Annotated in this window: 20 protein-coding genes; 16 read left to right on the forward strand and 4 right to left on the reverse strand. The window is 42.2% G+C overall.

What is annotated here, in order from left to right; translation table 11 throughout:
- Positions 1–18: 18 nt before the first annotated feature.
- Entirely contained in the window at positions 19–549 is a 531-nt protein-coding gene (locus P343_RS29400; RefSeq protein WP_023510430.1) for a GNAT family N-acetyltransferase, read from the forward strand.
- Between the two features lie 65 nt (positions 550–614).
- Here P343_RS29400 and P343_RS29405 read toward each other — a convergent pair whose 3' ends face one another.
- On the reverse strand, positions 615–1265 hold the full coding sequence (locus P343_RS29405; protein WP_023510431.1) for a histidine phosphatase family protein: 651 nt from the start codon (positions 1263–1265) through the stop codon (positions 615–617).
- Positions 1266–1515: 250 nt separating this feature from the next.
- On the opposite strand from P343_RS29405, the gene htpG reads away from it, so the two are divergent.
- Positions 1516–3399, forward strand: coding sequence for a molecular chaperone HtpG (gene htpG, locus P343_RS29410; protein ID WP_023510432.1), 1884 nt, complete (start codon positions 1516–1518; stop codon positions 3397–3399).
- 171 nt (positions 3400–3570) lie between these two features.
- Here htpG and P343_RS29415 read toward each other — a convergent pair whose 3' ends face one another.
- Entirely contained in the window at positions 3571–4056 is a 486-nt protein-coding gene (locus P343_RS29415; RefSeq protein ID WP_023510433.1) for a glutathione peroxidase, read from the reverse strand.
- Positions 4057–5021: 965 nt separating this feature from the next.
- Between P343_RS29415 and P343_RS29420 the strand changes: the two genes are divergently transcribed.
- The 7 genes from P343_RS29420 to P343_RS29450 all read left to right on the forward strand — a co-directional run bounded on the left by P343_RS29420 (position 5022) and on the right by P343_RS29450 (position 12997).
- Positions 5022–6125 carry a DmpA family aminopeptidase gene (locus P343_RS29420; RefSeq protein WP_023510434.1) on the forward strand — a complete coding sequence of 368 codons (1104 nt, stop codon included), beginning with the start codon at positions 5022–5024 and terminating at the stop codon, positions 6123–6125.
- Between the two features lie 864 nt (positions 6126–6989).
- The gene (gene ilvB, locus P343_RS29425) at positions 6990–8708 is read left to right on the forward strand and encodes a biosynthetic-type acetolactate synthase large subunit (protein ID WP_023510436.1); all 1719 of its coding nucleotides are present in this window, start codon (positions 6990–6992) and stop codon (positions 8706–8708) included.
- 6 nt (positions 8709–8714) lie between these two features.
- Positions 8715–8954, forward strand: a complete 240-nt coding sequence (locus P343_RS29430; RefSeq protein WP_023510437.1) for an ACT domain-containing protein — start codon at positions 8715–8717, stop codon at positions 8952–8954.
- 64 nt (positions 8955–9018) lie between these two features.
- Positions 9019–10053 carry a ketol-acid reductoisomerase gene (gene ilvC / locus P343_RS29435; RefSeq protein ID WP_023510438.1) on the forward strand — a complete coding sequence of 345 codons (1035 nt, stop codon included), beginning with the start codon at positions 9019–9021 and terminating at the stop codon, positions 10051–10053.
- A 240-nt stretch (positions 10054–10293) separates the two neighbouring features.
- Complete coding sequence (ilvA, locus tag P343_RS29440; RefSeq protein WP_023510439.1) at positions 10294–11241, forward strand: threonine ammonia-lyase; 948 nt, start codon at positions 10294–10296, stop codon at positions 11239–11241.
- A 57-nt stretch (positions 11242–11298) separates the two neighbouring features.
- The gene (locus P343_RS29445; protein ID WP_023510440.1) at positions 11299–12075 is read left to right on the forward strand and encodes an ABC transporter ATP-binding protein; all 777 of its coding nucleotides are present in this window, start codon (positions 11299–11301) and stop codon (positions 12073–12075) included.
- A 391-nt stretch (positions 12076–12466) separates the two neighbouring features.
- On the forward strand, positions 12467–12997 hold the full coding sequence (locus P343_RS29450) for a hypothetical protein (RefSeq protein ID WP_152525286.1): 531 nt from the start codon (positions 12467–12469) through the stop codon (positions 12995–12997).
- A 96-nt stretch (positions 12998–13093) separates the two neighbouring features.
- On the opposite strand, the gene P343_RS29455 is transcribed toward P343_RS29450, so the two are convergent.
- Positions 13094–13984 (reverse strand): SDR family oxidoreductase, encoded by an 891-nt coding sequence (locus P343_RS29455; RefSeq protein ID WP_023510442.1) that lies wholly within the window; start codon positions 13982–13984, stop codon positions 13094–13096.
- A gap of 271 nt (positions 13985–14255) precedes the next feature.
- Between P343_RS29455 and P343_RS29460 the strand changes: the two genes are divergently transcribed.
- The 7 genes from P343_RS29460 to P343_RS29490 all read left to right on the forward strand — a co-directional run bounded on the left by P343_RS29460 (position 14256) and on the right by P343_RS29490 (position 22040).
- The gene (locus P343_RS29460) at positions 14256–14681 is read left to right on the forward strand and encodes a DMT family transporter (RefSeq protein WP_023510443.1); all 426 of its coding nucleotides are present in this window, start codon (positions 14256–14258) and stop codon (positions 14679–14681) included.
- 30 nt (positions 14682–14711) lie between these two features.
- Entirely contained in the window at positions 14712–15410 is a 699-nt protein-coding gene (locus P343_RS29465) for a Crp/Fnr family transcriptional regulator (protein ID WP_023510444.1), read from the forward strand.
- A gap of 27 nt (positions 15411–15437) precedes the next feature.
- The gene (locus P343_RS29470) at positions 15438–15935 is read left to right on the forward strand and encodes a DMT family transporter (protein ID WP_023510445.1); all 498 of its coding nucleotides are present in this window, start codon (positions 15438–15440) and stop codon (positions 15933–15935) included.
- A 580-nt stretch (positions 15936–16515) separates the two neighbouring features.
- Complete coding sequence (gene tkt / locus P343_RS29475) at positions 16516–18567, forward strand: transketolase (protein ID WP_023510446.1); 2052 nt, start codon at positions 16516–16518, stop codon at positions 18565–18567.
- A gap of 19 nt (positions 18568–18586) precedes the next feature.
- Complete coding sequence (aroF, locus tag P343_RS29480) at positions 18587–19588, forward strand: 3-deoxy-7-phosphoheptulonate synthase (protein WP_023510447.1); 1002 nt, start codon at positions 18587–18589, stop codon at positions 19586–19588.
- Positions 19589–19590: 2 nt separating this feature from the next.
- Positions 19591–20664, forward strand: coding sequence for a 3-dehydroquinate synthase (gene aroB, locus P343_RS29485; RefSeq protein ID WP_023510448.1), 1074 nt, complete (start codon positions 19591–19593; stop codon positions 20662–20664).
- 380 nt (positions 20665–21044) lie between these two features.
- Positions 21045–22040 (forward strand): C40 family peptidase, encoded by a 996-nt coding sequence (locus P343_RS29490; protein ID WP_023510449.1) that lies wholly within the window; start codon positions 21045–21047, stop codon positions 22038–22040.
- Between the two features lie 461 nt (positions 22041–22501).
- Here P343_RS29490 and P343_RS29495 read toward each other — a convergent pair whose 3' ends face one another.
- Positions 22502–22840, reverse strand: coding sequence for an SRPBCC domain-containing protein (locus P343_RS29495; RefSeq protein ID WP_317134707.1), 339 nt, complete (start codon positions 22838–22840; stop codon positions 22502–22504).
- Positions 22841–23468: the final 628 nt, after the last annotated feature.

Consider the following 23468-nt stretch of genomic DNA (forward strand, 5'->3'; position numbering starts at 1 on the left):
CATTAAAGGAGTGGACGAATGTTTCCGATCTTAGAAACTGAAAGACTATTGTTAAGGGAAATTGTTAGTGAGGATGCTCAAAGTATCTTTGACTGCTTTTCAAATGATGATGTGACGCGCTATTATGGACAGGATAGCTTAACAAGTATCGAACAGGCACAGCAATTTGTAACTTTTTTTACAAAAAACTACAGCGAAAAGCGCGGCATTAGATGGGGCATCGAACGAAAAGGTCAGGAAGGGCTTATCGGGACGATTGGCTTTAACGCCTGGTCTTCCAAGCATCGAAGAGCAGAAATCGGCTACGAACTTCATCCTCAATACTGGCATAATGGATTTGCGAAAGAGGCTGCTTTAAAAGTTATATCCTATGGATTTAACGACCTTCATTTAACACGTATCGGTGCTGTTGTTTTTACTGAAAATACTGCATCGAATGGATTATTAACCAAATTGGGTTTCGAAAAAGAAGGTCTCCTAAGGAACTATATCTATCAAAATGGGGTAGCGCATGATACGATTGCTTACTCAATACTGCCAACAAAATGATATAAGAAAAACGCTCGGTTGTTCCGAGCGTTTTTCTATAAGTTTAGGATTCTTGTTCGATTAGATCAAAGTTCTTCTGTCCGCCCGATGTAATCAAGCTGGAAGTTTTGTTCGTTTACGTTCAGTTTTGTAACGCTACAGTTAGGCACCTTGCCAATAGTTAAGTCTTCGGCAATCAATGCATAAAGCATGCAGCAAATATAGAGAGAGTGGGTAACAACGAGGATGTTTGAAGCCTCAGTTTGCAGGAGCGTATCCTTGAGTGCGAGAATGCGTTTTTTCAGATCCTGAAAATCTTCTGCGTAGTTAATCGTATCAAGATTTTTGATTCCGGTTAACGCTTTGATTTTCTGATCGATCGGAGATTTTCGGCTCATGCCCTGTTCACCGACCGCTTTTCCTCCCTCTTCCCACATCACATCGTTATCCGCGCCTTCAAAGAGCCCAAATGATGCTTCTCTTAATTCAAAGAGTTCTTGAATTGGTGTTTCGCGGTTTCCAGAATGATCAAGAATGACTTGTGCGGTTTGTCGCGCTCTACCGGTATCACTAGAAAAAGCCGCGTCAAAAGTGATCGCCTGATTCTTCAATTTTTCTCCTAGATCACTAGCTTGCTGAATACCTTTTTGAGTCAATGGAGAATCCGCCCACCCCTGCGAACGATTAAGGAGATTTAACATCGTCTCCCCATGACGGACAACATAAATTGTTTTCATGTTTTTCACCCTATATGTATGTCGTTTCAATGAGTTCATCGTAACATGAGGCTACCTAAATGTAAACGGTTAACTAAATAGTGAAAAAAGCAATTGTGAATCACTTTGAAAGGCGTAAATTCTTATCAAAGATTTGACAAATGAGTCTGCATGCGCTATAAAAATAGTGTTAGCACTCTTAATGTTGGAGTGCTAATCATTACGTACAAAAGATAATTTTTATAGATGAGTAAGCGAAAGGGGATTACTGATGGCTACGAAAGAATTTAAAGCAGAATCCAAAAAATTGCTGGATATGATGATTCACTCCATCTATTCACAGAAAGAGATCTTCCTGAGAGAAATTATTTCCAACGCAAGTGATGCGATGGACAAAATTTACTATCGGGCACTGACAGACGATAACCTGAATTTTGAAAAAGACAACTATTATATTCAGATCACTCCTGATAAGGACAAGCGAACTCTGACGATTTCTGACACAGGCATTGGTATGACTGAAGAGGAACTTGAAGATAACCTCGGAACGATTGCTCAAAGCGGTTCATTGAAATTTAAGACTGAAAATGAATCTAAGGATGATCACGACATCATCGGCCAGTTCGGTGTTGGTTTTTATTCGTCCTTCATGGTGGCCGATAAAGTAACGGTCATCAGCAAGGCACTTGACAGCGATCAAGCATATAAGTGGGAATCGGAGGGTGCAGACGGTTATACAATTGCTCCGGCAGAAAAGGACTCGGTCGGAACAGAAATCATCCTGACCTTGAAGGAAGATACGGAAGACGAGAAGTACAGCGATTATCTTGAAGAATACCGACTGCGCTCAATTATCAAGAAGTACTCCGACTTCATCCGCTACCCAATTAAAATGGAAGTAACGGAAAGTCGTCCGAAGAAAGACAACGATAAAGAATTTGAAGAAGTCAAGGAAGTCCAGACAATCAATAGCATGGTACCGATTTGGCGTAAGAACAAGTCGGAGCTCAAGCCTGAAGACTATGAAAACTTTTATATGGAAAAGCACTATGGTTTCGACAAACCGCTGCGCTACATCAACATTCAGGCAGATGGGATGATCCGCTATCACGCGATTCTTTATATTCCTGAAAGCATTCCATTCGACTATTATTCCAAGGAATACGAAAAAGGCTTGGAACTGTACTCCAATGGAGTCATGATCATGGAAAAATGCTCCGACCTGTTGCCGGACTATTTCAGTTTTGTTAAAGGTATGGTAGATTCTGAGGATCTGTCATTAAATATATCTCGTGAAATTCTCCAGCAAGACAAGCAACTGAAACTGATTGCTAAGAATATCAATCACAAAATTAAAAAAGAACTCGAAAAACTGCTTAAAGAAGACCGTGAAAAATACGAAACCTTCTATAAAGCATTCGGCCGTCAGCTGAAATACGGTGTCTACATGGATTACGGCCAGCATAAAGACGACTTGCAGGATCTTTTGATGTTCTACTCTTCGAAAGAGAAGAAGATGGTAACACTTGACGAATATGTGTCAAAGATGCCTGAAGAACAGAAGTACATTTATTATGCGGTTGGCGAATCCAATGAGAAAATCGACAAGCTGCCGCAAACCGAGTTGGTTGCCGACAAAGGTTATGAAATTCTCTACTTTACTGAAGATATCGATGAATTCGCCATCAAGATGCTTCAAAAATATAAAGAGAAAGAATTCAAGTCGGTGTCTAGCAGTGATCTCGGCATCGAAGATGAAAAGGACAAGAAACAGGATGAAGCTGAAGAAAAGGCTAATGAAGGCTTGTTCGGCAAGATGAAGGATGTGCTCACCGATAAAGTCAAAGGTGTACGTGCTTCCAAACGTCTGAAATCTTATCCGGTTTGCTTCGCTACCGAAGGCGAAGTGTCGATTGAAATGGAAAAAGTACTGAACGCGATGCCGAACAACGAAAACGTCAAAGCGGACAAAATTCTTGAAATCAATACAAATCACAACGTGTTTAAAGCTTTGAAGGCTGCGTTTGATTTAGATGACCAGCCAAAGGTTGAGCTCTACACAAATCTGCTTTACAATCAGGCTCTGCTCATTGAAGGCTTGCCGGTCCAAGATCCGGTCGCATTCTCAAACAATATCTGCGAATTGATGGGCTGATCCCAATCAACAGAAATTCAAAAGGCTTATCTCCTGAGAAAATGGGGGATAAGCCTTTTTTATACTATAGGAAAGAATATAATTTTAAGGATTATAGTATAAGTGCAACTATGACTTCACCTTAGTCGTAGGCTTGGCAAAGCCAAGTTTTCTAATGTTATGAAAGTATTATTATTCATTTCCTTTTTCTTGTAATAAAACTTGGATGTCATCTTCGATTTCTTCAGGCTTTACTTTTGAACCATAATGACGAATAGTCGTTCCATCGTGATTTACGAGAAACTTATTGAAGTTCCAGGTAATCTTTTTCTCATCTGCTTCCTTTATGAGCTCTTGAAAAAGCGGATTCATCTCCTTGCCCTTCATTTTCGATTTTTTGAAGAGCGGGAAGGTGACACCGTAATTCAATTTGCAGAATTCAGCTGTTTTCTCAGCATCAGCAAATTCTTGCTTAAGAAAACTGTCACTCGGGAATCCAAGAACAACAAATCCTTGATCCTTATAGTTTTCGTAGATCCGTTCGAGTCCTTCGTATTGAGGTGTAAACCCGCATTTGCTTGCAGTATTCACAATCAAGAGTACGTGATCTTTATAATCAGCCAGCGAGATTGATTGATTTCCTGTTAATTTTGGAAACGCATAGTCATAGACTGACATCAGAAGTCCTCCTTTTTGAATTTGATGTATTAATGAAATTAGTGTAACGGGTAAGGAAGAAAACATCCAAGAAGATGCCTGAGAAATGTAACAATCGACCAGGTTATAAAATCTAATGAATGAAAAGTAACTAACCTGCTGAATAAATAACTGACCTGTTGAATAGCTCACTTCCTAATTAAGTAGCGAGATTAAAGGTTTGGTTCATACAGTTAAATCATTGAATCTAGATAGAAAAACTATATGTATAGGTCATTCAGGTCCAGCCACATTTATTCGCTTTTTGAATGATCGTAATTTTAGGTCGCAAAAAGTAATTCGAAGTCCACATATGAAAAATAGATTCTTGGAGTTTAATAAAAATCACCCTTCAAAAGCAGTCTTACCTAAAATTATTCAGCTTGTTTCGCACCATCCGTTGAATGATCACCACCCCAAAACTCTGGTCTCATCAGCTCAGGAAGAGTAATCGCCAATGATTTGATCAAAGGTGTCCTTTGCCCATGTACTCATACTCCAATGACTTGACTACACCGAAATTGGAAATGTCCAACGTGTTTTCATACAGATCCTAAAGTCTATATCAGCGTTTTACGTGATTGCCGTCTTATCTTAGGCCCGAAAATCACAGGCCAAGACTGCAAACATTTCCTTAAACTAGACTCCACTTCCTCATTTAAATATTTGCTCCAAACAACCCATCCGAATTATTCAGGGAAACAAAAGACAGAGTCTATTACTTAACAAAGTTTTGAATTGAACTAACATTATCTTTGTAAAAAATAAATATGAAATTCAAGTTTTTCTAAATGAAATATCCTGTGAGGATGAGGACTTTTAATTGATAGAATGGATAAAAATTTACGTCTATCTGAGTTAATATTGATATAATCAGAACAATGTTTAAGTTTAATTTATAGATACAGCTGGATTTGTAAAAATTTATATAAAGGAAGGTAACAGCCATGGGATTAATCAAGCCACTTTATGATGACATCTGTGACATGCCAAGTGGAACAAACAATCTGATCACAGATGTGCCTGGTGTGACTGTCGGTCACTGTACGATCCGGACCGAGACTTTGAAGACCGGTGTCACAGCTATTTTGCCTCAGCAGGATAACTTGTTTCTTCATAAGCTTCCAGCTGCCGCACATGTCATTAATGGCTTTGGCAAAAGTACCGGTTTGATCCAGATCAATGAACTCGGTTCATTGGAGACGCCAATCGTGCTTACTAATACATTTGGCGTCGGCACTGGGTTCAATGCGCTGGTTAAGTATATGCTCAACCAGAATAAAGACATTGGCGACACAACCGGAACGGTTAATCCGGTGGTCATGGAATGCAACGACGGGAGAATAAATGATATCCGCGCAATGGCGATAACTGAAGACCATGTGCAGCGAGCACTGACTGGCACGAAAACAAATTTTGCAGAAGGTGCGGTTGGTGCTGGAACCGGTATGTGCTGCTATCAGTTAAAAGGTGGTGTCGGTTCAGCATCACGGCAGATTGTTGTCGATGACAAAACGTTCATGTTAGGAGCGTTAGTCCTTTCGAACTTCGGTTCGTTGCCCGATTTGGAGTTTTACGGATGTCGTATCGGCTCCAAGCTAGCCACATTCGCACAAAGTGAGAAGGCAAGCGAAAAAGGAAGCATCATTGTGATCATCGCAACTGACCTGCCTTTGGATCATCGTCAGCTAACTAGGATCTGCAAACGAGCGAGTGTTGGCATCACACGTACAGGCGCTTTTATCGGAAATGGCAGTGGTGAGATCGCACTCGCCTTTTCTACCGCCAATCGGATCGCTCATTATTCCGATCGTCAACTAAGTACAAAAACTACGATTAGTGAAAATCAGATTGACCGCTTGTTCCGTGCCACGGTTTCCGTTGTTAAAGAGTCCGTACTGAGCTCGCTGCTGCATGCCGAGACGACCATTGATCATACCGGACATTCGCACCAAAGTTTTATGGATGCAGTACGAGACATGCAGAAAGCGCAGCCGGATCCGGAGGTAGATGTGCTGCTTGAGCATTTGGGTGTCGGCAAAGCGATTTGAATAAGTATATTCACCACTTAAAATAGTGAATCTAAGTACGTGTGCGCAGACCATCAGCATTACACGGCTGAAGAACGGGACAAGAAAAAGTAACAGCTCTAGAGCCATTAACGGATGAAGCAATGGCATAAGAAACGTGTACGTTATCGAGTTCGTTCTTGCGTTGTCTTCTGAACCATTGCTTTTTGAATTTTCAAAAGAAACTTGATTAACGTCTGTTTTTAATTCGCTACTTTTCACCGTTACTCATCCTTTCTTTTTTACAGATCCATAGAAAAAGCTCCCATTTTTTAAAATGGGAGCTTTTTGTCTGACTCCCATCCAACGCGAATGAGGACCCAGACAATCGTTTAATTTTAACGGTTGCCAGGGCCCTAGCTAATAATCAAGACGCGGACTTTGAATGGAGTAGACATAATATGATCTCCTTGTATGAATCGGTTGAAAATTTGGTATGGTCAAATATATCACGCGTCAAATTGGATGTCAACACGTAGAGCAATTTTTCTTTTAGATCAATTCGTTTCCTAATCGATAATTAAGACGATTACAAAAATATCATCGGAGATGTTGCAATGAGGCTGTTTTGTTCGTCTTTCGGAACAAAATTTAATTTTTTTTATAAAAAAATGGTCGAGTTTCTTCAATAAGTGCCAAGTGAAATGATTGGAAAAAATCTGAAAATGGGGGTTGACTGAATTTTTTTCGAGGATTAATATGTTTGGCAATCCCCACAAATTCTCATTCTCATCCATTCGCTCCGGTGAGGATTGGGATTCAAGTAGGGAGAGCAGAAAAAATAGTGTTCACTAGAGAGCAGAAAGGCATAGCCACTCTCTGGTTCCAAAGAAGGGAGGAAAAAAAGTGACCGTGACGGCAAAAACTGAGCATGAACTAAAGATGAATCTTGTGACCGGTGCTGATGTTCTTATTCAATCCATACTCCAGGAGGGAACCGAAGTGATTTTCGGTTATCCGGGTGGTGCGGTATTGCCAATCTATGACGCGCTTTACAGGCAAAAGGTCAACCATGTCTTGACCCGCCATGAACAAGGTGCAATACATGCTGCGGAAGGTTATGCGCGAGTGTCCGGGAAACCGGGGGTTGTCATTGTGACAAGCGGACCAGGGGCAACCAATATTGTCACGGGATTGATGGACGCGTTCATAGACTCGCTACCCCTAGTCGTTTTTACCGGACAAGTTACAAGAGCAGTGATTAACTCAGATGCCTTTCAGGAAGCAGATATTATTGGCATAACGGCATCAGCCACCAAGCATAATTTTCAGGTCAGACATGTCCGTGATTTATCACGAACGGTGAGAGAGGCGTTTTACATTGCTACAACTGGGCGGCCAGGACCAGTGCTTGTTGACTTGCCGAAAGATATATGTGCTGCACAGTTGGTTAATGAGCCGCATCATTCTGAGATTAACCTGCCCGGATATCGGGTGCCTACACAGGTGAATGAGGGAGATATTCACCGTTTTGCAGAAGCGATCAAAAACGCAAAACGACCGGTTTTATTGGCCGGAGCAGGAGTCCTTCATGCGAATGCTAGTGATCAGCTTCGTTCTTTTGCCCAAATCCATCACATTCCTGTAGTGTGCACATTACTGGGACTTGGCAGCTTTCCTGCTTCCGATCCGCTTTTTCTTGGAATGGGCGGAATGCATGGCACCTATGCGGCCAACATGGCATTATCAGAATGCGATTTGTTAATTAATATTGGGGCACGTTTCGATGATCGGCTGACAGGTAATCTTGCCAAGTTTGCACCGGAAGCAAAGGTTGCCCACGTGGATATTGATCCTTCAGAGATTGGCAAAAACGTTCAAGCGGATTATCCGGTCGTTGGTGATGCCCAATCAGTTCTTGCTCAGCTAGAAAAAGTAATGGACGCTAATCCAAATACTCTCGAGTGGCTGAACACATTAAATGGCTATGCGGAAAAGCATCCGCTCCATTATGAATGTTCACTTGAGAATCAATCGCTTCTGCCGCAATTTGTAATCGAGCGCGTTTGCCATTTTGCCGGATCGGATGCAATTATTACAACTGATGTCGGGCAGCATCAAATGTGGACCGCTCAATATTATCATTTTGAGCGTCCGAATCGTTGGGTCAGCTCTGGAGGGCTTGGCACCATGGGTTTTGGATTTCCTGCCGCGATTGGCGCACAGATTGCTGAGCAGAAGAAAAGAGTCGTGGCAATCGTAGGAGATGGCGGTTTTCAAATGACTCTGCAAGAACTCGCTGTCGTTCGAGAGTTAAATTTGCCGATCAAGATAATGATCTTAAACAATGGAGCTTTGGGTATGGTACGTCAATGGCAGGAAGCGTTCTACGGGAAAAGATATTCCCACTCCCTTCCACCAGTTCAACCGGACTTTGTCAGACTAGCTGAAAGCTATGGTATATCTGCCCATCTTGTCGAGAAGGCAAATGAACTCGACACAGTTCTTGAATCTGCAATGGAAAATGGTGAGCCTATGCTGATTGACTGCCGTGTGAAACAGTTGGAAAACGTTCTTCCAATGGTTCCTCCGGGAAAAGGGTTAAAAGAAATGACAGGAGTGTGAGGGAGGATGTTACGAACGATTGTCGCCACGGTTTCCAGCGGATCGAATGTGTTGATACGTATGACCGCACTAATGGCCAAAAGCGCGATTCGAATTGAATCACTGCATATGCAACGATCCAACACACAAGAAAACATATCGAGAATCAGTATGCTGGTAGATGTTGAAAACGAACGCCAAACAGCACGTTATGTTAATCAATTAGACCGATTGGTTGATGTTATTTCTGTGGCGGATATGACCTAAGCATTAGTTAGGTGTTTAGAAGATTGAGAGATTACGAAAAAAATAGTTAAAGGGGATAGACGAAATGACAGCAACAATTTTTTATGACAAGGATATTGACGACAGCGTACTTCGCAACAAGAAAATAGCTGTTATCGGCTATGGTTCACAAGGACATTCTCAGGCTCAGAATTTACGCGACAGCGGATTTTCAGTAGCAATCGGTGTAAGGCCAGGCAGGTCATGGGACAAAGCAGTTCGTGACGGTTTTGATGTTAAGTCCGTCAAAGAAGCCGCTGCAGAAGCAGATATCGTTATGATTTTACTACCAGATGAAAGACAGCCGGAGGTTTATTACAAAGAAATTGAACAAGGACTGGAACCAGGCAATGCGGTTGCTTTTTCACACGGCTTCAACATCCATTTCAAACAGATCGTTCCGCCGGATTTTGTTGACGTCTTCATGGTTGCACCGAAAGGTCCAGGCCACTTCTGCAGGCGTACTTATCTCGAAGGCGGCGGCGTCCCGGCTTTTGTTGCCGTACAGCAGAATGCAACCGGCGACAGTGAAAAACTTGCCTTTGCATGGGCAAAAGGTCTTGGAGCAGCCCGCGGCGGTGTTCTGGTAACGACGTTTAAGGAAGAGACGGAAACCGACCTGTTCGGCGAACAAGCTGTTCTGATGGGTGGACTGACTCATCTGATCCAGGCTGGATTTGAAACACTGGTAGAAGCAGGCTACCAACCGGAAAATGCCTATTTTGAAACGTTCCATGAAATGAAGATGCTCACTGATCTGATGTATGAAAACGGACTGACAGGTATGCGCTATTCATGTTCTGACACATCAAAATGGGGCGATTTCACAGAAGGTCCATACGTCATCAATGAAGATACAAAAGTCCGCATGAAAAATGTGCTGAAAAAAATCCAATCCGGTGAATTCGCTAAGGGTTGGCTGCTTGAAAATAAAGTAGGCAGACCGATGTTCAATGCACTGATGGAAAAAGAAAGCAATTCTCAACTCGAACAGGTCGGAAGAGAACTGCGTAAGCTGATGCCTTTTGTCAAAGCCGGGAAGCAAGACAGCGAAGACATCACAGCAAATGTAGCTCAGTGAACTACAAAACAACAATTAGTGTTTGCTCAAAAAGGATAAAAGGAACAAGGTCAGGCAGATCCTCTTCTTATCAGCAGAAGTTCCTGCCTGACTTTTCTCAGACTTTTTGAACACTCTATATATTACTAAATTCGATCGAATATGTCATCATTCGACGATTAATTCATTATCCGTAAGAAGATATCTAGGAGTGTGAGGAACATTGGGGATTGCTTACAATTAGCTGACGTACTGGAAGCTATGCGCTGTCTAGCGCCTGTGGTGCATCAGACACCTATGACTGAATCGGCAACGTTTAATGCTTTGACTGGATCACATCTGCACTTTAAGCTTGAGAATTTGCAGCGGACAGGCTCATTTAAATTGCGGGGGTCTTATAATAAGATTTCTCACTTGAGTTTGCAGCAGGCGGCACAGGGAATTGTGACAGCTTCAGCGGGAAATCATGCCCAGGGTGTTGCCTTTTCCGCCGCGGAGCAAAAGATAAAAGCCAAAATCTTTATGCCTGAAAACACACCGAAAGCTAAAGTACAAGCAACCTCTGATTACGGGGCACAAGTCGTTCTAACTGGAGAATCTTATCAAGAGTCTTTCGAGGCCGCTTTGATGGATCAACAGAAAACCGGTGCAACCTTTATCCACGCATTTGATGACTATCAGGTGATGGCCGGACAAGGCACCGTTGCTGTTGAAATGCTGAAGCAATGCCCCGAATTACAGACTGTTTTTGTGCCAATTGGCGGCGGCGGTCTTGCAGCAGGTGTAGCCACATATCTTAAAAATATAAATCGAGATATTCGTGTCATCGGTGTGCAGTCCGAATGTGCTCCAGCTGTGTATAATCGCTATCATCAAAGAGAGGATTCAATACCAGAGCATATCTCAGGAATTGCAGAAGGTATTCTCGTTAAAAAACCCGGTCAAAAAACGTTTCCGATTATTGACCAATATCTAGATGATGTCGTTACCGTTTCTGATCAAGAGATCGCTCAAGCAATGATCTTAATGCTTGAACGGAGCAAACTACTCGTGGAAGGAGCAGGAGCGGCGGCTTTGGCAGCAGTGCTCTCCGGCCGGGTTCCGGTTCGGGGCAAGCATGCCGGCCTGATCATCAGTGGAGGAAATACAGATTCGGAGCAGCTTCCAGTGCTGAAACAGATGGCTCTTTCTAATGACGCCGTATTATAGAATTTGACATAGGCTTAATTATCAGAATAAAACCGCACAATTAGGGGGCTTAAACAAATGATCATCAATGCCGATCAGATCAGCTGGCGACGTGAAAATAAAGTTGTACTCAAAGATGTCACGTGGCAAGTGAGAAAAGGCGAGCATTGGTCACTTGTCGGCTTGAATGGCTCAGGGAAAACGACATTGCTGAAGATGATCAACGGGTATATTTGGCCCTCAAGCGGAACGCTGTCGGTTCTCGATCAGTCATTTGGACAAACAGATCTTCGTGAATTGAGAAAGAGGATCGGTTGGGTCAGCTCTGCCTTGGCGGAGCAATTAAGACCGGTCGAAAAACCGGAATCAATTGTCCTCAGCGGGAAGTTTGCATCCATTGGGTTATATGACTCAATCACAAATGATGATCACCACCAGGCCAAAGCGTTGCTTGATTTACTCGATTGTCATCCCTTTGCCGACCGACCATTTGGGACTCTTTCACAAGGGGAGAAGCAGCGCGTACTTATTGCGCGGGCGCTGATGGCTTCACCAGAATTGCTCATTTTAGATGAACCATGCAATGGGCTCGACATTTTCGCGCGAGAGCGGCTTCTGACTATCGTTCAGAAACTGGCTTCCCAATCAGATTCTCCAACCATGATCTTTGTAACCCATCATGTCGGCGAACTTCTGCCGTGCTTTGAGCACACCCTTTTGCTGAAAGCAGGCAAAGTCTATCAATCTGGTCGTACTGAAGACCTGATGAGCCCAAAAAATATGACTAATTTCTACGGCGGAAACGTCGTCGTTGAACGGCATGGTGAGCGATTGTCGATGGCGATTCATTCTTGATCAGAAAGATGAAATGAGACACAACATATAGAGAACGGTATACATGCCGGTTGCCTCTCTTCGTGAGGTATGGGGGTACGAATAGAGAATTTAGGCTAATACAGATATACAAAACAGAGACGAAGGTATTCAAAAACCTTTTACCACTGCATTGATGAATGGAATGCAGAAATAAAAGGTTTTTTTCTTTTAAGATGAACGCAAGGTACCATTTTATGAACTGAGTATTTAGTCGGGGATGTTTTTGTCAGAAAAAGACGAAGAATAATTGAATGCGGGATTTTTAGGTAGAATGACCGTGTTCATAATTTTGACACTTTTTTATAATGTTTTAAGATAATTATCTTTGCTTCTCTATCAGCAGGACTTGATTGTAACAGGAAGTGAAAAGATGTTTCATCGATTGATCATGATCTATCGAAATGATCGAAATGAGGATCAGGGCTATACTCTTTTCTTAGATCAAAAGTCCGGAAGAATCTACAAGGCTTATCATCGAAAAGTAAACCAAACGTTTTATTGGATTTCTTTTTTCTTGACTTTAGTAGTGTTACGAGAATTGAATACAGCACATCTCGCAATTAAACAGCCGTTGCTCATGATATTAATTTTGGTTTTTGAACTAATTGTGAGCTACTTCATCGGGCGTGCGCTCTATAAAATGTACTATATGCCACTTTTAAAAGAAATCTATATCACAAAAGATATGCTGGAAGATTATGCGTATAAAGGGAAGAGCGTTCTTAAGAAAGATGTGATCATAGCGATCATTCTAATTCTTGTCTTAATTATGTTTACGTTGTTGTATGTGTTCACGTTTTGGTTCATCTGGCTGCTTGGATCATTTTTTGTAGCTGTCCTTATCTCTTTTATGCTTTGCTTTTTTTCAAGAGAGCGCTTCAAAATGTGTAAACGTGTTTGATTACTGAAAAGCATGCTCAAGAAAAAGAATCAGCTTCCCAAATAGGAATGCATTGGGAAGACTGATTCTTTATTATCCAATCGTGTTACCCAGTGATTAAGCAGTCGGCAAACCGCCGGTAACGCCGTAAATCTGGCCGGTGACATAGCTCGAATCATTTGACGCAAGGTATACATAAACACCGGCAAGTTCTGCCGGTTGGCCGGCGCGTTTGAATGGCGTATTTTGTCCGAACTTAGAAATATCTGACTTGATTTGTCCACCGCAGACTTGCAGGGGTGTCCAGATTGGTCCCGGTGCAACTGAGTTTACCCGAATTCCTTTTGGTGCTAGTTCCTTAGCCAGGCCTTTTGTAAATGCAGAAATCGCACTTTTTGTTGGTGAATACGAAAGCAGTTCTGGGCTCGGACTGAAGGCTTGGACAGACGATGTTGTGATAATCGAAGCACCCTTTGGTAAATGAGGCAATGCCGCTTTGACCGTCCAGTATAACGAAAAAACATTCGTTTCAAAAGTCTTGCGCAAAACATTTGTCGGCAGCTCGGCAATGCTTTTATAGGCTTGCTGCATGCCGGCAACCAAGGCCAAGATATCCAGCCCGCCAAGTTCTTGATTGGCCCTATCCACCATTTCCTTACAGAAACCTTCATCGGTTAAATCGCCAGGAATCAGGAGTGCTTTTCGCCCTGCTTCTTCGATTAAGGCTTTTACATCTTCCGCGTCAGACTGTTCATAAGGTAAATAATTGATTGCTACATCGGCGCCTTCGCGTGCATAGGCAATTGCGGCCGCACGCGCAATGCCGGAATCGCCGCCGGTAACAAGTGCTTTTCTGCCTAGCAGTTTTCCGGATCCCTTATACGTTTTTTCGCCGCAGTCCGGAACAGGGGTCATTCTTTTCTGCAACCCCGGAGCAGGTTGTTCTTGTTTCGGATAAGTGCCGGATGTGTATTCTTTTGTCGGATCTTCAACGGACGTGTAAACCATAACATCGCTCCTTAATAAATGTAGATGAAAAACTCTTTGTTAACTGGTTTTCCTTGCAACTTGCCATTTAGTTGTAGAATGCGTCAATTAAGAAAATTTATGAAGAAAATTGGAAATTAAAAAGTGAGATCTAAACAGATTTATTAATTATTCAACAGGTAAATCACCGCAGGTAACGGAGAAAAACGGTTTGAGCTGAGGACATATGTCCTTTCCAAAGGACTAGGTTTTATCTTTTAATAAAGGTGAGAACGTTTTAAGGAGAGAAATGATGAAAGGGAGCCTATTCGCATTGCTTGGCGGCGCATTGATTACATTGCAGGGTGTTGCTAATTCTCGGATTAGCCAGGATATTGGCACTTGGCAAACTGCCACCGTCACCCAATTCACCGGATTTATAGCGGCATTACTGATCCTGATTTTTGTTCGGGATCGAAACTGGACAAAGCTAAAACAAGTCAATCCATTATACTTAAGTGGAGGCGCTTTAGGCGCATTCATTATCTTCAGCAATATTACCGCAATTCATCATATTGGTGCGACGCTTGCTATCTCTATTGTCTTGATTGCTCAGCTTTGTCTGACCTTTATTATTGATATCAAGGGATGGTTCGGTGTCTTGAAGCAAAAAATGAGTCTTTCCCAGTGTATCGGCATCGGTTTGATGATTGCGGGTGTCGTGATTTTAAGGTTTTGACAACTTGGTTACCTGAGGAGAGACAAGAAAATGAAAGAAATAACAGAAAAAGAGCCTATAAACACATATTTGCATCAGCATCAAATCGAATCGATATTTAATGATGAACTTATGCCCTATCTGTCCTTGTATAGTTTCGATCAGGGCGAGCTGGTTTGTTCACAAGGCGAGCCTTCGCAATACTTATACGTCCTTGTTCAGGGAAAATTGAAAATCTATACCACTTCTGCCGAAGGAAAAACACTGATTCTCTCTTTTAAAACGCCGCTTGAAGTGGTTGGGGATATTGAATACGTGCAAGGCAACGACCTGATTAATACGGTTGAAGCTGTATCTCCGGTTCTTATGATTGGCGTTCACTATCGCTGGTTGAAGAAATACGGGAGCGATCATTCACCTCTTCTGAACTTTTTGTTGAAAATTATTACATACAAGTTTTGCATTAAATCCAATTCACTGAGTTTTAATTTGATGTACCCGGTCGATGTACGTCTCGCCAGTTATTTGCTGTCTGTTTCGTTCGATGAATCCAACACGCAATTTAAAGGCCAGCTCAGCACTACCCATTTAAAAGACGCTGCGAATTTAATTGGAACGAGTTATCGGCACCTGAATCGGGTGATCCGGAAGCTCTGCACAGAAGGACTGATTGAGCGGAAAAATGGCTTCATCCATGTGAAGGATAGAGAACGATTAAGCAAGTTGGCTATTGATAATATCTATGAATGAACAACGTTATAAAAAGAGGGATAAAGAATGATTGCCGGACTATTCTTTGCTTTTATCGCAGGGTCGCTGGTTGGTTTGCAAAATATATTTAACAGCAAGGTCAATGAACATGCAGGATCGTGGGTGACGACAACCCTTGTTTTAGGCTTGGGATTTCTCGCATCACTGACGCTCGGCCTGATTAACGACGGGAGAAATCTCTTCATCATTCACAATATGCAAATCTGGTGTTGGTTCAGTGGACTTATTGGTGTAGGTGTGGTCGTTTGTCTCATGAATGGAATCAAACTGCTTGGCCCGACTTTTGCAATTTTACTTGTGATGACCTCGCAGCTTGGCTTTGCCTTATTATGGGATTCATTAGGCTGGTTCGGTCTGGTTGAAGTTCCATTTACACTTAAGCAATTCATTGGTGTACTGGTTATTATGAGTGGGGTTTTGGTATTCAAATTAAGTGAAAGACAGAAGATAACGCGGAGCAAAAACAGATTGATTGTAAAACGTTCAAAAAAGATCATTTCATAAAATCAAGTTGCAGAATCAGTATTTGTAACGATAATTAGTAAGATTCATAAAATCGTCCTTCCAAAAATATTTCCGATATTTTATGAAAGTGGCTCTTAATCCTTACGTCTTAAGCGTTTTGAAAGAAGACTTTTATCCTTTTACGCATTAAACCTTTTGAAAAAGGTTGACAATTTTATGATTAATGAATACACTAGTTTTACCTTAATTATAGGAGTTATTAAAATGGTACTTGCAAAACAATGTTTCCATTCACAAGTGAATCGATATTATTACTTTGGTTGGTTTAGGTAGTGTTTGCAGCTACAGACAGTGTAGATGCAAACACTAACCTGTTTGCATCTATACTGGCCAAAGTCGTTTTGCATATCCATTAAAAACGAAGCCACATAGATGTTGCAATGAAAAATTGTCAATAAACTGTGTGGCTTTTTTATATCCTCAATTTTTGTGAGGTTAGTTTCTCTAAGAGTCCCGCGGTTTACTGACAACCGTGGGACTCTTTTTTCGTGCCCATAGCATGGCGGTAACCATGTGGTAAAAGGGAATGCAGGTAACCAGAGAAAGGGGCGTGGGCATCATGAAGTTTGACGAAATCGATCAGTTAAGTGTGAATGCAATTCGGATGCTGAGCTGTGAAAGTATTGAATGCGCCGGGTCTGGGCATCCAGGATTGCCGCTTGGTGCGGGTCCGATGGCTTATGTTTTATGGCGCAACCATTTATGCATCAATCCTAAGGATCCAGAGTGGTTTAACCGTGATCGATTTGTTTTATCGGCAGGTCACGGCTCAGCTATGTTATACAGTTTACTGCATTTGGCAGGATATCCTGTGTCGATTGACGATTTAAAACAATTTCGCCGTTTGCACAGTAAAACACCGGGACATCCGGAATGGGGCGTAGTCAGTGGTGTCGATGCGTCAACCGGACCACTGGGTCAAGGGTTAGGCATGGCTGTTGGCATGGCTATGGCTGAGGGTCACTTAGGTTCAAAATATAATCAGGAGCAGACCGAAGTAGTCAGCCACTATACCTATGTGTTATGTGGTGATGGCGACTTGATGGAAGGCATTTCCCATGAGGCAGCGAGTTTGGCGGGGCATCTGAACTTGAACAAATTAATAGTCCTGTATGATTCTAATGCTGTATCATTGGATGGACCAGCCTCTATGGCATTCTCAGATGATGTAGGCAGCCGATTTAAAGGTTATGGCTGGCATTATGAATGTGTTGCGGATGGCAATGATCTCGATGCGATCGATGCAGCGATAACTGAAGCAAAACAACAAGAAAATAAGCCGACTCTTATTGAAGTTAAAACGGTGATTGGTTTTGGCGCCCCAGATCAGGGCACAAGTAAGGTTCATGGAACTCCGATTGGTGTATCAGGGATGGCAGAACTGAGGAATCATTTAAATTGGACCTTTCCGGAATTTACTGTTCCCCATGAAGTTTATGATCGTTTCGAAGAAACGCTTGCTCACCGTGGTGCATTAGCGGAAGAAAATTGGTGCCGCAGCTTTACGAAATTAGCGTCTCGTCAACCTAAGCTCGCGCAGCAGCTGAAACAATCTTTGGAAAATCAATTACCGGATCATTGGCAAAGCGATTTACCAAAGTATCACGAAGGCATGAGCGAAGCCGGCCGTTCGACAAGTCATTCTGTGATCCAGAAACTTGCTCGGCGTGTTCCGTTCCTGTGGGGCGGTTCCGCAGATTTGTCGAGTTCGAATAAAACGAGTATTGAAGATGAAGGATTATTTAGTCCGAGCAACCGATCCGGCCGCAACATTGCGTTTGGTGTTCGTGAATTTGCTGAAGGAGCAGCCATGAACGGCATCATGCTACATGGAGGTAGCAGGGTATTCGGCGGAACATTTCTCGTCTTTTCCGATTACATGCGTGCCGCCATTCGTCTTGCGGCCATGCAGAAACTTCCAGTGATTTATGTTTTCACACATGATTCAATAGCTGTAGGTGAAGATGGACCAACCCATCAACCGATTGAACAGTTAATGAGCCTGCGGGCAATGCCTAATGTTTCAGTGATCAGACCGGCAGATCCGAATGAAACCGTTGCTGCATGGACGGTTGCGTTACAAACACAAGATCGTCCAACCGTGTTAATCTTGACAAGGCAGAATTTGACTGTTTTACAGAATACTGTAAAATCAGCTCAGGACGGTGTTAATCGCGGAGGTTATGTTCTTTCCCCGCAAAGTGGAACAGTTCCAGAAGGCATTTTAATTGCAACAGGTTCTGAAGTTCACTTAGCCGTGAAAGCACAACATGTATTACGCAGCAAGGGTCATGATGTATCCGTCGTATCTATGCCAAGTTTTGACCGATTTAACCGGCAAAGCTATACGTACCGCGAATCTGTATTACCGACTGCGGTGCGCAAGAGAATGTCCATTGAGATGGGTGCAACACTTGGTTGGGAACGCTATGTCGGGTTAGATGGTGTCAGCTTAGGCGTGGACATATTCGGTGCAAGCGGTGCAGCTGATGATCTTCTTCCGGCCTATGGGTTCACTGTAGAACGTTTGGTGGCTGCTTATGAGCAACAATTCGCACCTGAAATACCGGAAGATAGTAAGTATCGCAACGGAAATAAACAAATTATATAAAAAGTGAGGAAATTCCATAATGATTATTCAATTTAAAAAACCAGTCAATAACCAAATACTCGAAGAATTAAAAACAAAGTTTGCGCAAATACCAAAGCAGGTTCTGGTGATTGATAACCATATGGCTGTTATTGATCTGGATCACTTTGATTTTTCCGACCAGGAATCTTCGGCGATTGATGAAGTCATTACGAAAACGCCAACCTATGTACTGGGCAGCCGCTTATTTCACCCTGAAGATACAATTATTAAACTCCCCCATTCGGAAATCGGAGGCAATACATTTACGATGATGGCTGGCCCATGTTCTGTCGAATCTGAAGAGCACATTAAGCGTATGGCCATGGTAGCCAGAGAAGGCGGCGCAACGCTTTTACGCGGTGGGGCATTCAAACCACGCACCACACCGTACTCTTTCCAAGGCCTAGGCGAAGAAGGTTTGCGCTTTATGCGAGAAGCAGCCGATGAACTAGGGATGGATGTCATTACTGAAATAATGGATGAAACTCATGTCCCAATGGCAGCTAAGTACACGGATGTCATCCAAATCGGTGCACGCAACATGCAGAACTTTTCGCTATTAAAAGCAGTGGGCAAAACACAGATTCCGGTAGCACTGAAGCGAGGGCTGGCCGGCACGATTGATGATCTGCTCAACGCTGCTGAGTACATTGCCAGTGGCGGCAACCACAACATTATGTTGATTGAGCGTGGCATACGTACATTTGATAACAAATACACGCGCAATACATTTGATTTGGCTGCCGTTCCGGTACTACAAAAGCTGACCCATTACCCAATTATTGTAGATCCGAGTCACGCGGTTGGTGCTTGGGATCTTGTAGCCCCAATGGCTTACGCCGGTACGGCAAGTGGTGCAAGCGGCATGATTGTTGAAATACACGACGACCCTGCACACGCTTTTTCTGACGGTGCACAATCGTTAAAACCGGATACCTACTTAACGATGACCAAACATGTTTTTGCACTTAAGCAGTTAATGGATTCCTGGGAGGACTGATCGTGGAAACCGTTCCGGTAGATTTACCAGAGAAACATTATCGCATACACATTGAGTCCGGATTAATCAGCCGTGTAGGCACTTTAGTAGCTGAACTTTGGACACCGCGTAAAATTGCCGTAATCAGTGATCGCAACGTTGCACCGCTTTATGAGCAGAAAGTGATTAAACAACTCATAGCAGCAGGTTTCCAAGTCACAGCTTATCAAGTAGACGCGGGAGAATCCTCAAAGAGTTGGCAAACAGCCGTTCAACTATTCGAGAAACTAGCGGAAGATCACTTTACGCGTTCAGATGGTGTGCTGGCGCTAGGCGGAGGTGTCGTCGGCGATCTAGCAGGATTTGTCGCTTCCACATTTATGCGGGGGCTCGCGCTCATTCAAATGCCAACGTCTTTACTAGCACAAGTGGACAGCAGCGTCGGTGGCAAAACAGCGATTAATTTAGGTACAGGCAAAAATTTGGTGGGTACTTTTTATCAGCCGGACGCAGTGCTCATTGATCCAGATACTCTAAATACCCTGCCACAACGTTATGTAGCAGAAGGTTACGCGGAGATTGTCAAGATGGCCGCACTCGAAGGCGGCACGTTTTGGCAGGTGATTGAACAGATTAACCGACCAAAGGAGATACTAGAGCACGCCAACGATTTGATTCAAAAAAGTGTTGCGTTTAAAGCAGGTGTTGTCATGGATGATGAAAAAGAACATGGACGCCGGCAGATTCTCAACTTCGGCCACACGATCGGCCACGCGATTGAACTATTGGCGGACGGACAATTGGCTCATGGCGAGGCAATTAGCATCGGAATGGTTCGATTAACCCAGATTTTTGAAAATTACAGACTGTCCCCGCGCGGAACAACAAACATGTTGACCCAGCGATTGAAGGCGGTGGGGTTGCCTTTGGTTTCTTCTTTGATTGGTACATCGGCATTTTACGAGAAATTAAAAAATGATAAAAAAAATCATGGCAGTCGGCTAAATCTCGTTTACCTAAAAGCTCTGGGTCAGCCCGCACTTTATCCAATTGAGATTGATAAGACTCAATCGTTTTTATCCGGGAAAGGTCAATAAAAATATAACCATAAATCTTATCGCGCACTCCGAATGTTGGCCATCAAAAGCTAATTATTGGAGTGTTTTTTTTGGTTGAGAAATTTATTTCGGCTATTTTAATCCTCTGAGTAACTATATAAATATTTGTAGTTTTGGGTACAGGGAAAAACAAGACTAAGACAGAATTTCGTTCTTACACTAGTTGAAGAGATCTTGATATAACGTATATGTCCTTTATTTAGAAAGTTTAACAACAAAAAACATTTTTTTCTAATTGTGATATGTAGGCCGGGAATGTCATTTCATTAAAATATAGATTCATCCATTGGGCGGTGAGTTTCTACACGAGTGAGGAGTACATGTTCATTAGGGGGCACAACACCAAGGAGGTAGTTCTCATGAAGAAACCAATGATACCCATTGCACTTGCCGGTGGCGTAATTTTATCAGGCACGATGAATACTCATGTGGCTATGGCTGCAAGTCCGGCTGATGTTGCAAAGGAACAACTGCATACGCGTTATCAATGGGGACAGAATGATTGTTCGGGATTCACAAAAAAGGTGTTTGCAAAATTTGGGGTTGATTTACCGCATAACTCGGTGGAGCAGGCAAGGTTTGGCATTCCGGTTAGCAAAAACAACTTGCTTCCAGGAGATTTGGTTTTCTTCAATACTTCAGGCAGTAGGATTTCTCATGTTGGTATATACGTTGGTGGTGGCTGGATGATTAGTTCCGAGAATGAGGAAACTGGTGTTCGTGAAACACAGATTTTCGGTGGAGGTTCAGCTAGTTACTGGGAACCAAGATTTGTAACCGGACGCCGTATAGATAGTAATGCTTCAGACGGTGTAGAGAATTATGAAAAGACGACAAAGACCACGCCAGATTCCTCGTCAACTTATTCCATGGAAAAGTACAGAAAAATGTCGCTAGGCGATCCATCTGAATCTTCCTATTCCTCTCAAAACACAAAACTTGTGAACCAAAAAACAAATTATATAGTCAATCAAGGTGATACTCTTTCTGAAATCAGCCTGCGTGTTCATGTATCCGTATCTGAACTTAGAGCACTTAATGGAATTTCAGATGACCTGATCAAGGCAGGACAAGTGCTGCGGTTTAACGCAGGGCACGCTCAACAAAAAAATCGAAGTGCAACACCATTAGTACAGAAAACTTTAATGATTAAGGCCGTTCTCGATAAGAATACTCATGCTTCTCGATCGGTTGAACATCGCACTACAGGTACATCTACTCACATTTACGACGCTCAAACAAATTCCCTATGGGCGATACTGTCGGAACATGGTATTACAGTATGGAAATATAAGAAATTAAATCATCAGGACACCATCAGATTCTTTCCTGGTCAGAAATTATTTCTGCAATAAGCGCTTCTCCAGGTTTGGGTTCTCTATCTATTAAATGCTTTATTATTTAATCATCTGATGAATTAATGCTTTATTTGAAGTGACAGCTTTTTTACAGTGTGTATTATGTTTTAAAAGACGAAGGAAAAAAGCTTTTTGCGAAAGGTTTTTTGAAGGATCTTTTTTAATACACAAATTGGCACTTGAGTTGCTTATTTAAAATGAGGACATGAACATGGAAAACACTGTCGTTCGGACATCGCCATCTGCGAAGCACATGTCACCCTTATAAAAAAAGAGCCATTGTTGGCTCAATCAGTTTTCCTTGCCTTTTTATCCTACTAATGATTATGTGATACTCACAAAAATAGGTGAACAAATACCTTAATCTTTTACCAAACCAGTTCGCAAATCTGTTACTCCCGACTCTAGATACGCTTTTAAACAGGTCAGCATAAATACCCAGCCTTCTTTGTCATCGATCAGTCTTTGCACAAAATGATTGTCCGTTTCTTTGATCCTTCTTCATTAACCGTAACAATGCTCGTCGTGTGATCCAATTCACTTAGAGTAATCGTCACGATATAGTTTTCATCGATTGGACCCCATTGGAATATGATTTCTTTGTCTTTCTCAACTTTTAATACATGAATATCCAGTTGCGCGTTGTATTCTTCGTAAATCAGTGTGATCGTTTTTCCTTGTTCCCATCGCTCTGAACTGGATGAAAACCAGAAGTTTCCGATCTTTGACGGATCCACAAACGCTTCAAAAACCTCACTCGTTGGTTTCTCTATTTTTATTTTCGTTAGGTTGTTCATCAGTTCTATCATCCTTTACCCGTTTAATGCTTTCATCTTACCCTTGTGGTTGGAACGATTCAACAGGATCGTTATGACGTGTCAGTATAGATGAAGATAGATTAATTATTATGGTAATGTCTTATTTAAATGAGACAATTAAAGGAGCTTTGTTTTGCCAAATTAACAGTTCTTGCAATAACTTCTTTTGAAAAGAGGGAGAAGTCCGGTCTGATTGTCAACAGAGAAACAATCTGACAAGATATTTAGGTAGATTCAAAGAAATATCTAACAAACAGTGGTAAAGGTTCATTTTAAGAGATGATGAAATTTTTTTCAGAAAGTGTTGACGAGTAGTTTGTGAGATGTTATTGTATTTATTGCCGCGATTTTACGAGTACAAAATCTGGCAAACTAAAAACATCTTGACTTGGTAGATTAGTTGAGATATAATAATTTTTGTCGCTGAAAAACGACGGAAATAATCGATTTAAAAAAGTGTTGACAGATTCGAAACAGCATGGTAATATATAAAAGTTGCTGTTGAGAGCAACACGAAGAAATGTTCCTTGAAAACTAAACAAAAGCCAAGCGTGATTTAAAAGGGCAAACCCCTAATAAATTCAAAATTGCTATGGATCTTATGAAC

This window comes from Sporolactobacillus laevolacticus DSM 442 (assembly GCF_000497245.1).
Lineage (GTDB): Bacteria > Bacillota > Bacilli > Bacillales > Sporolactobacillaceae > Sporolactobacillus > Sporolactobacillus laevolacticus.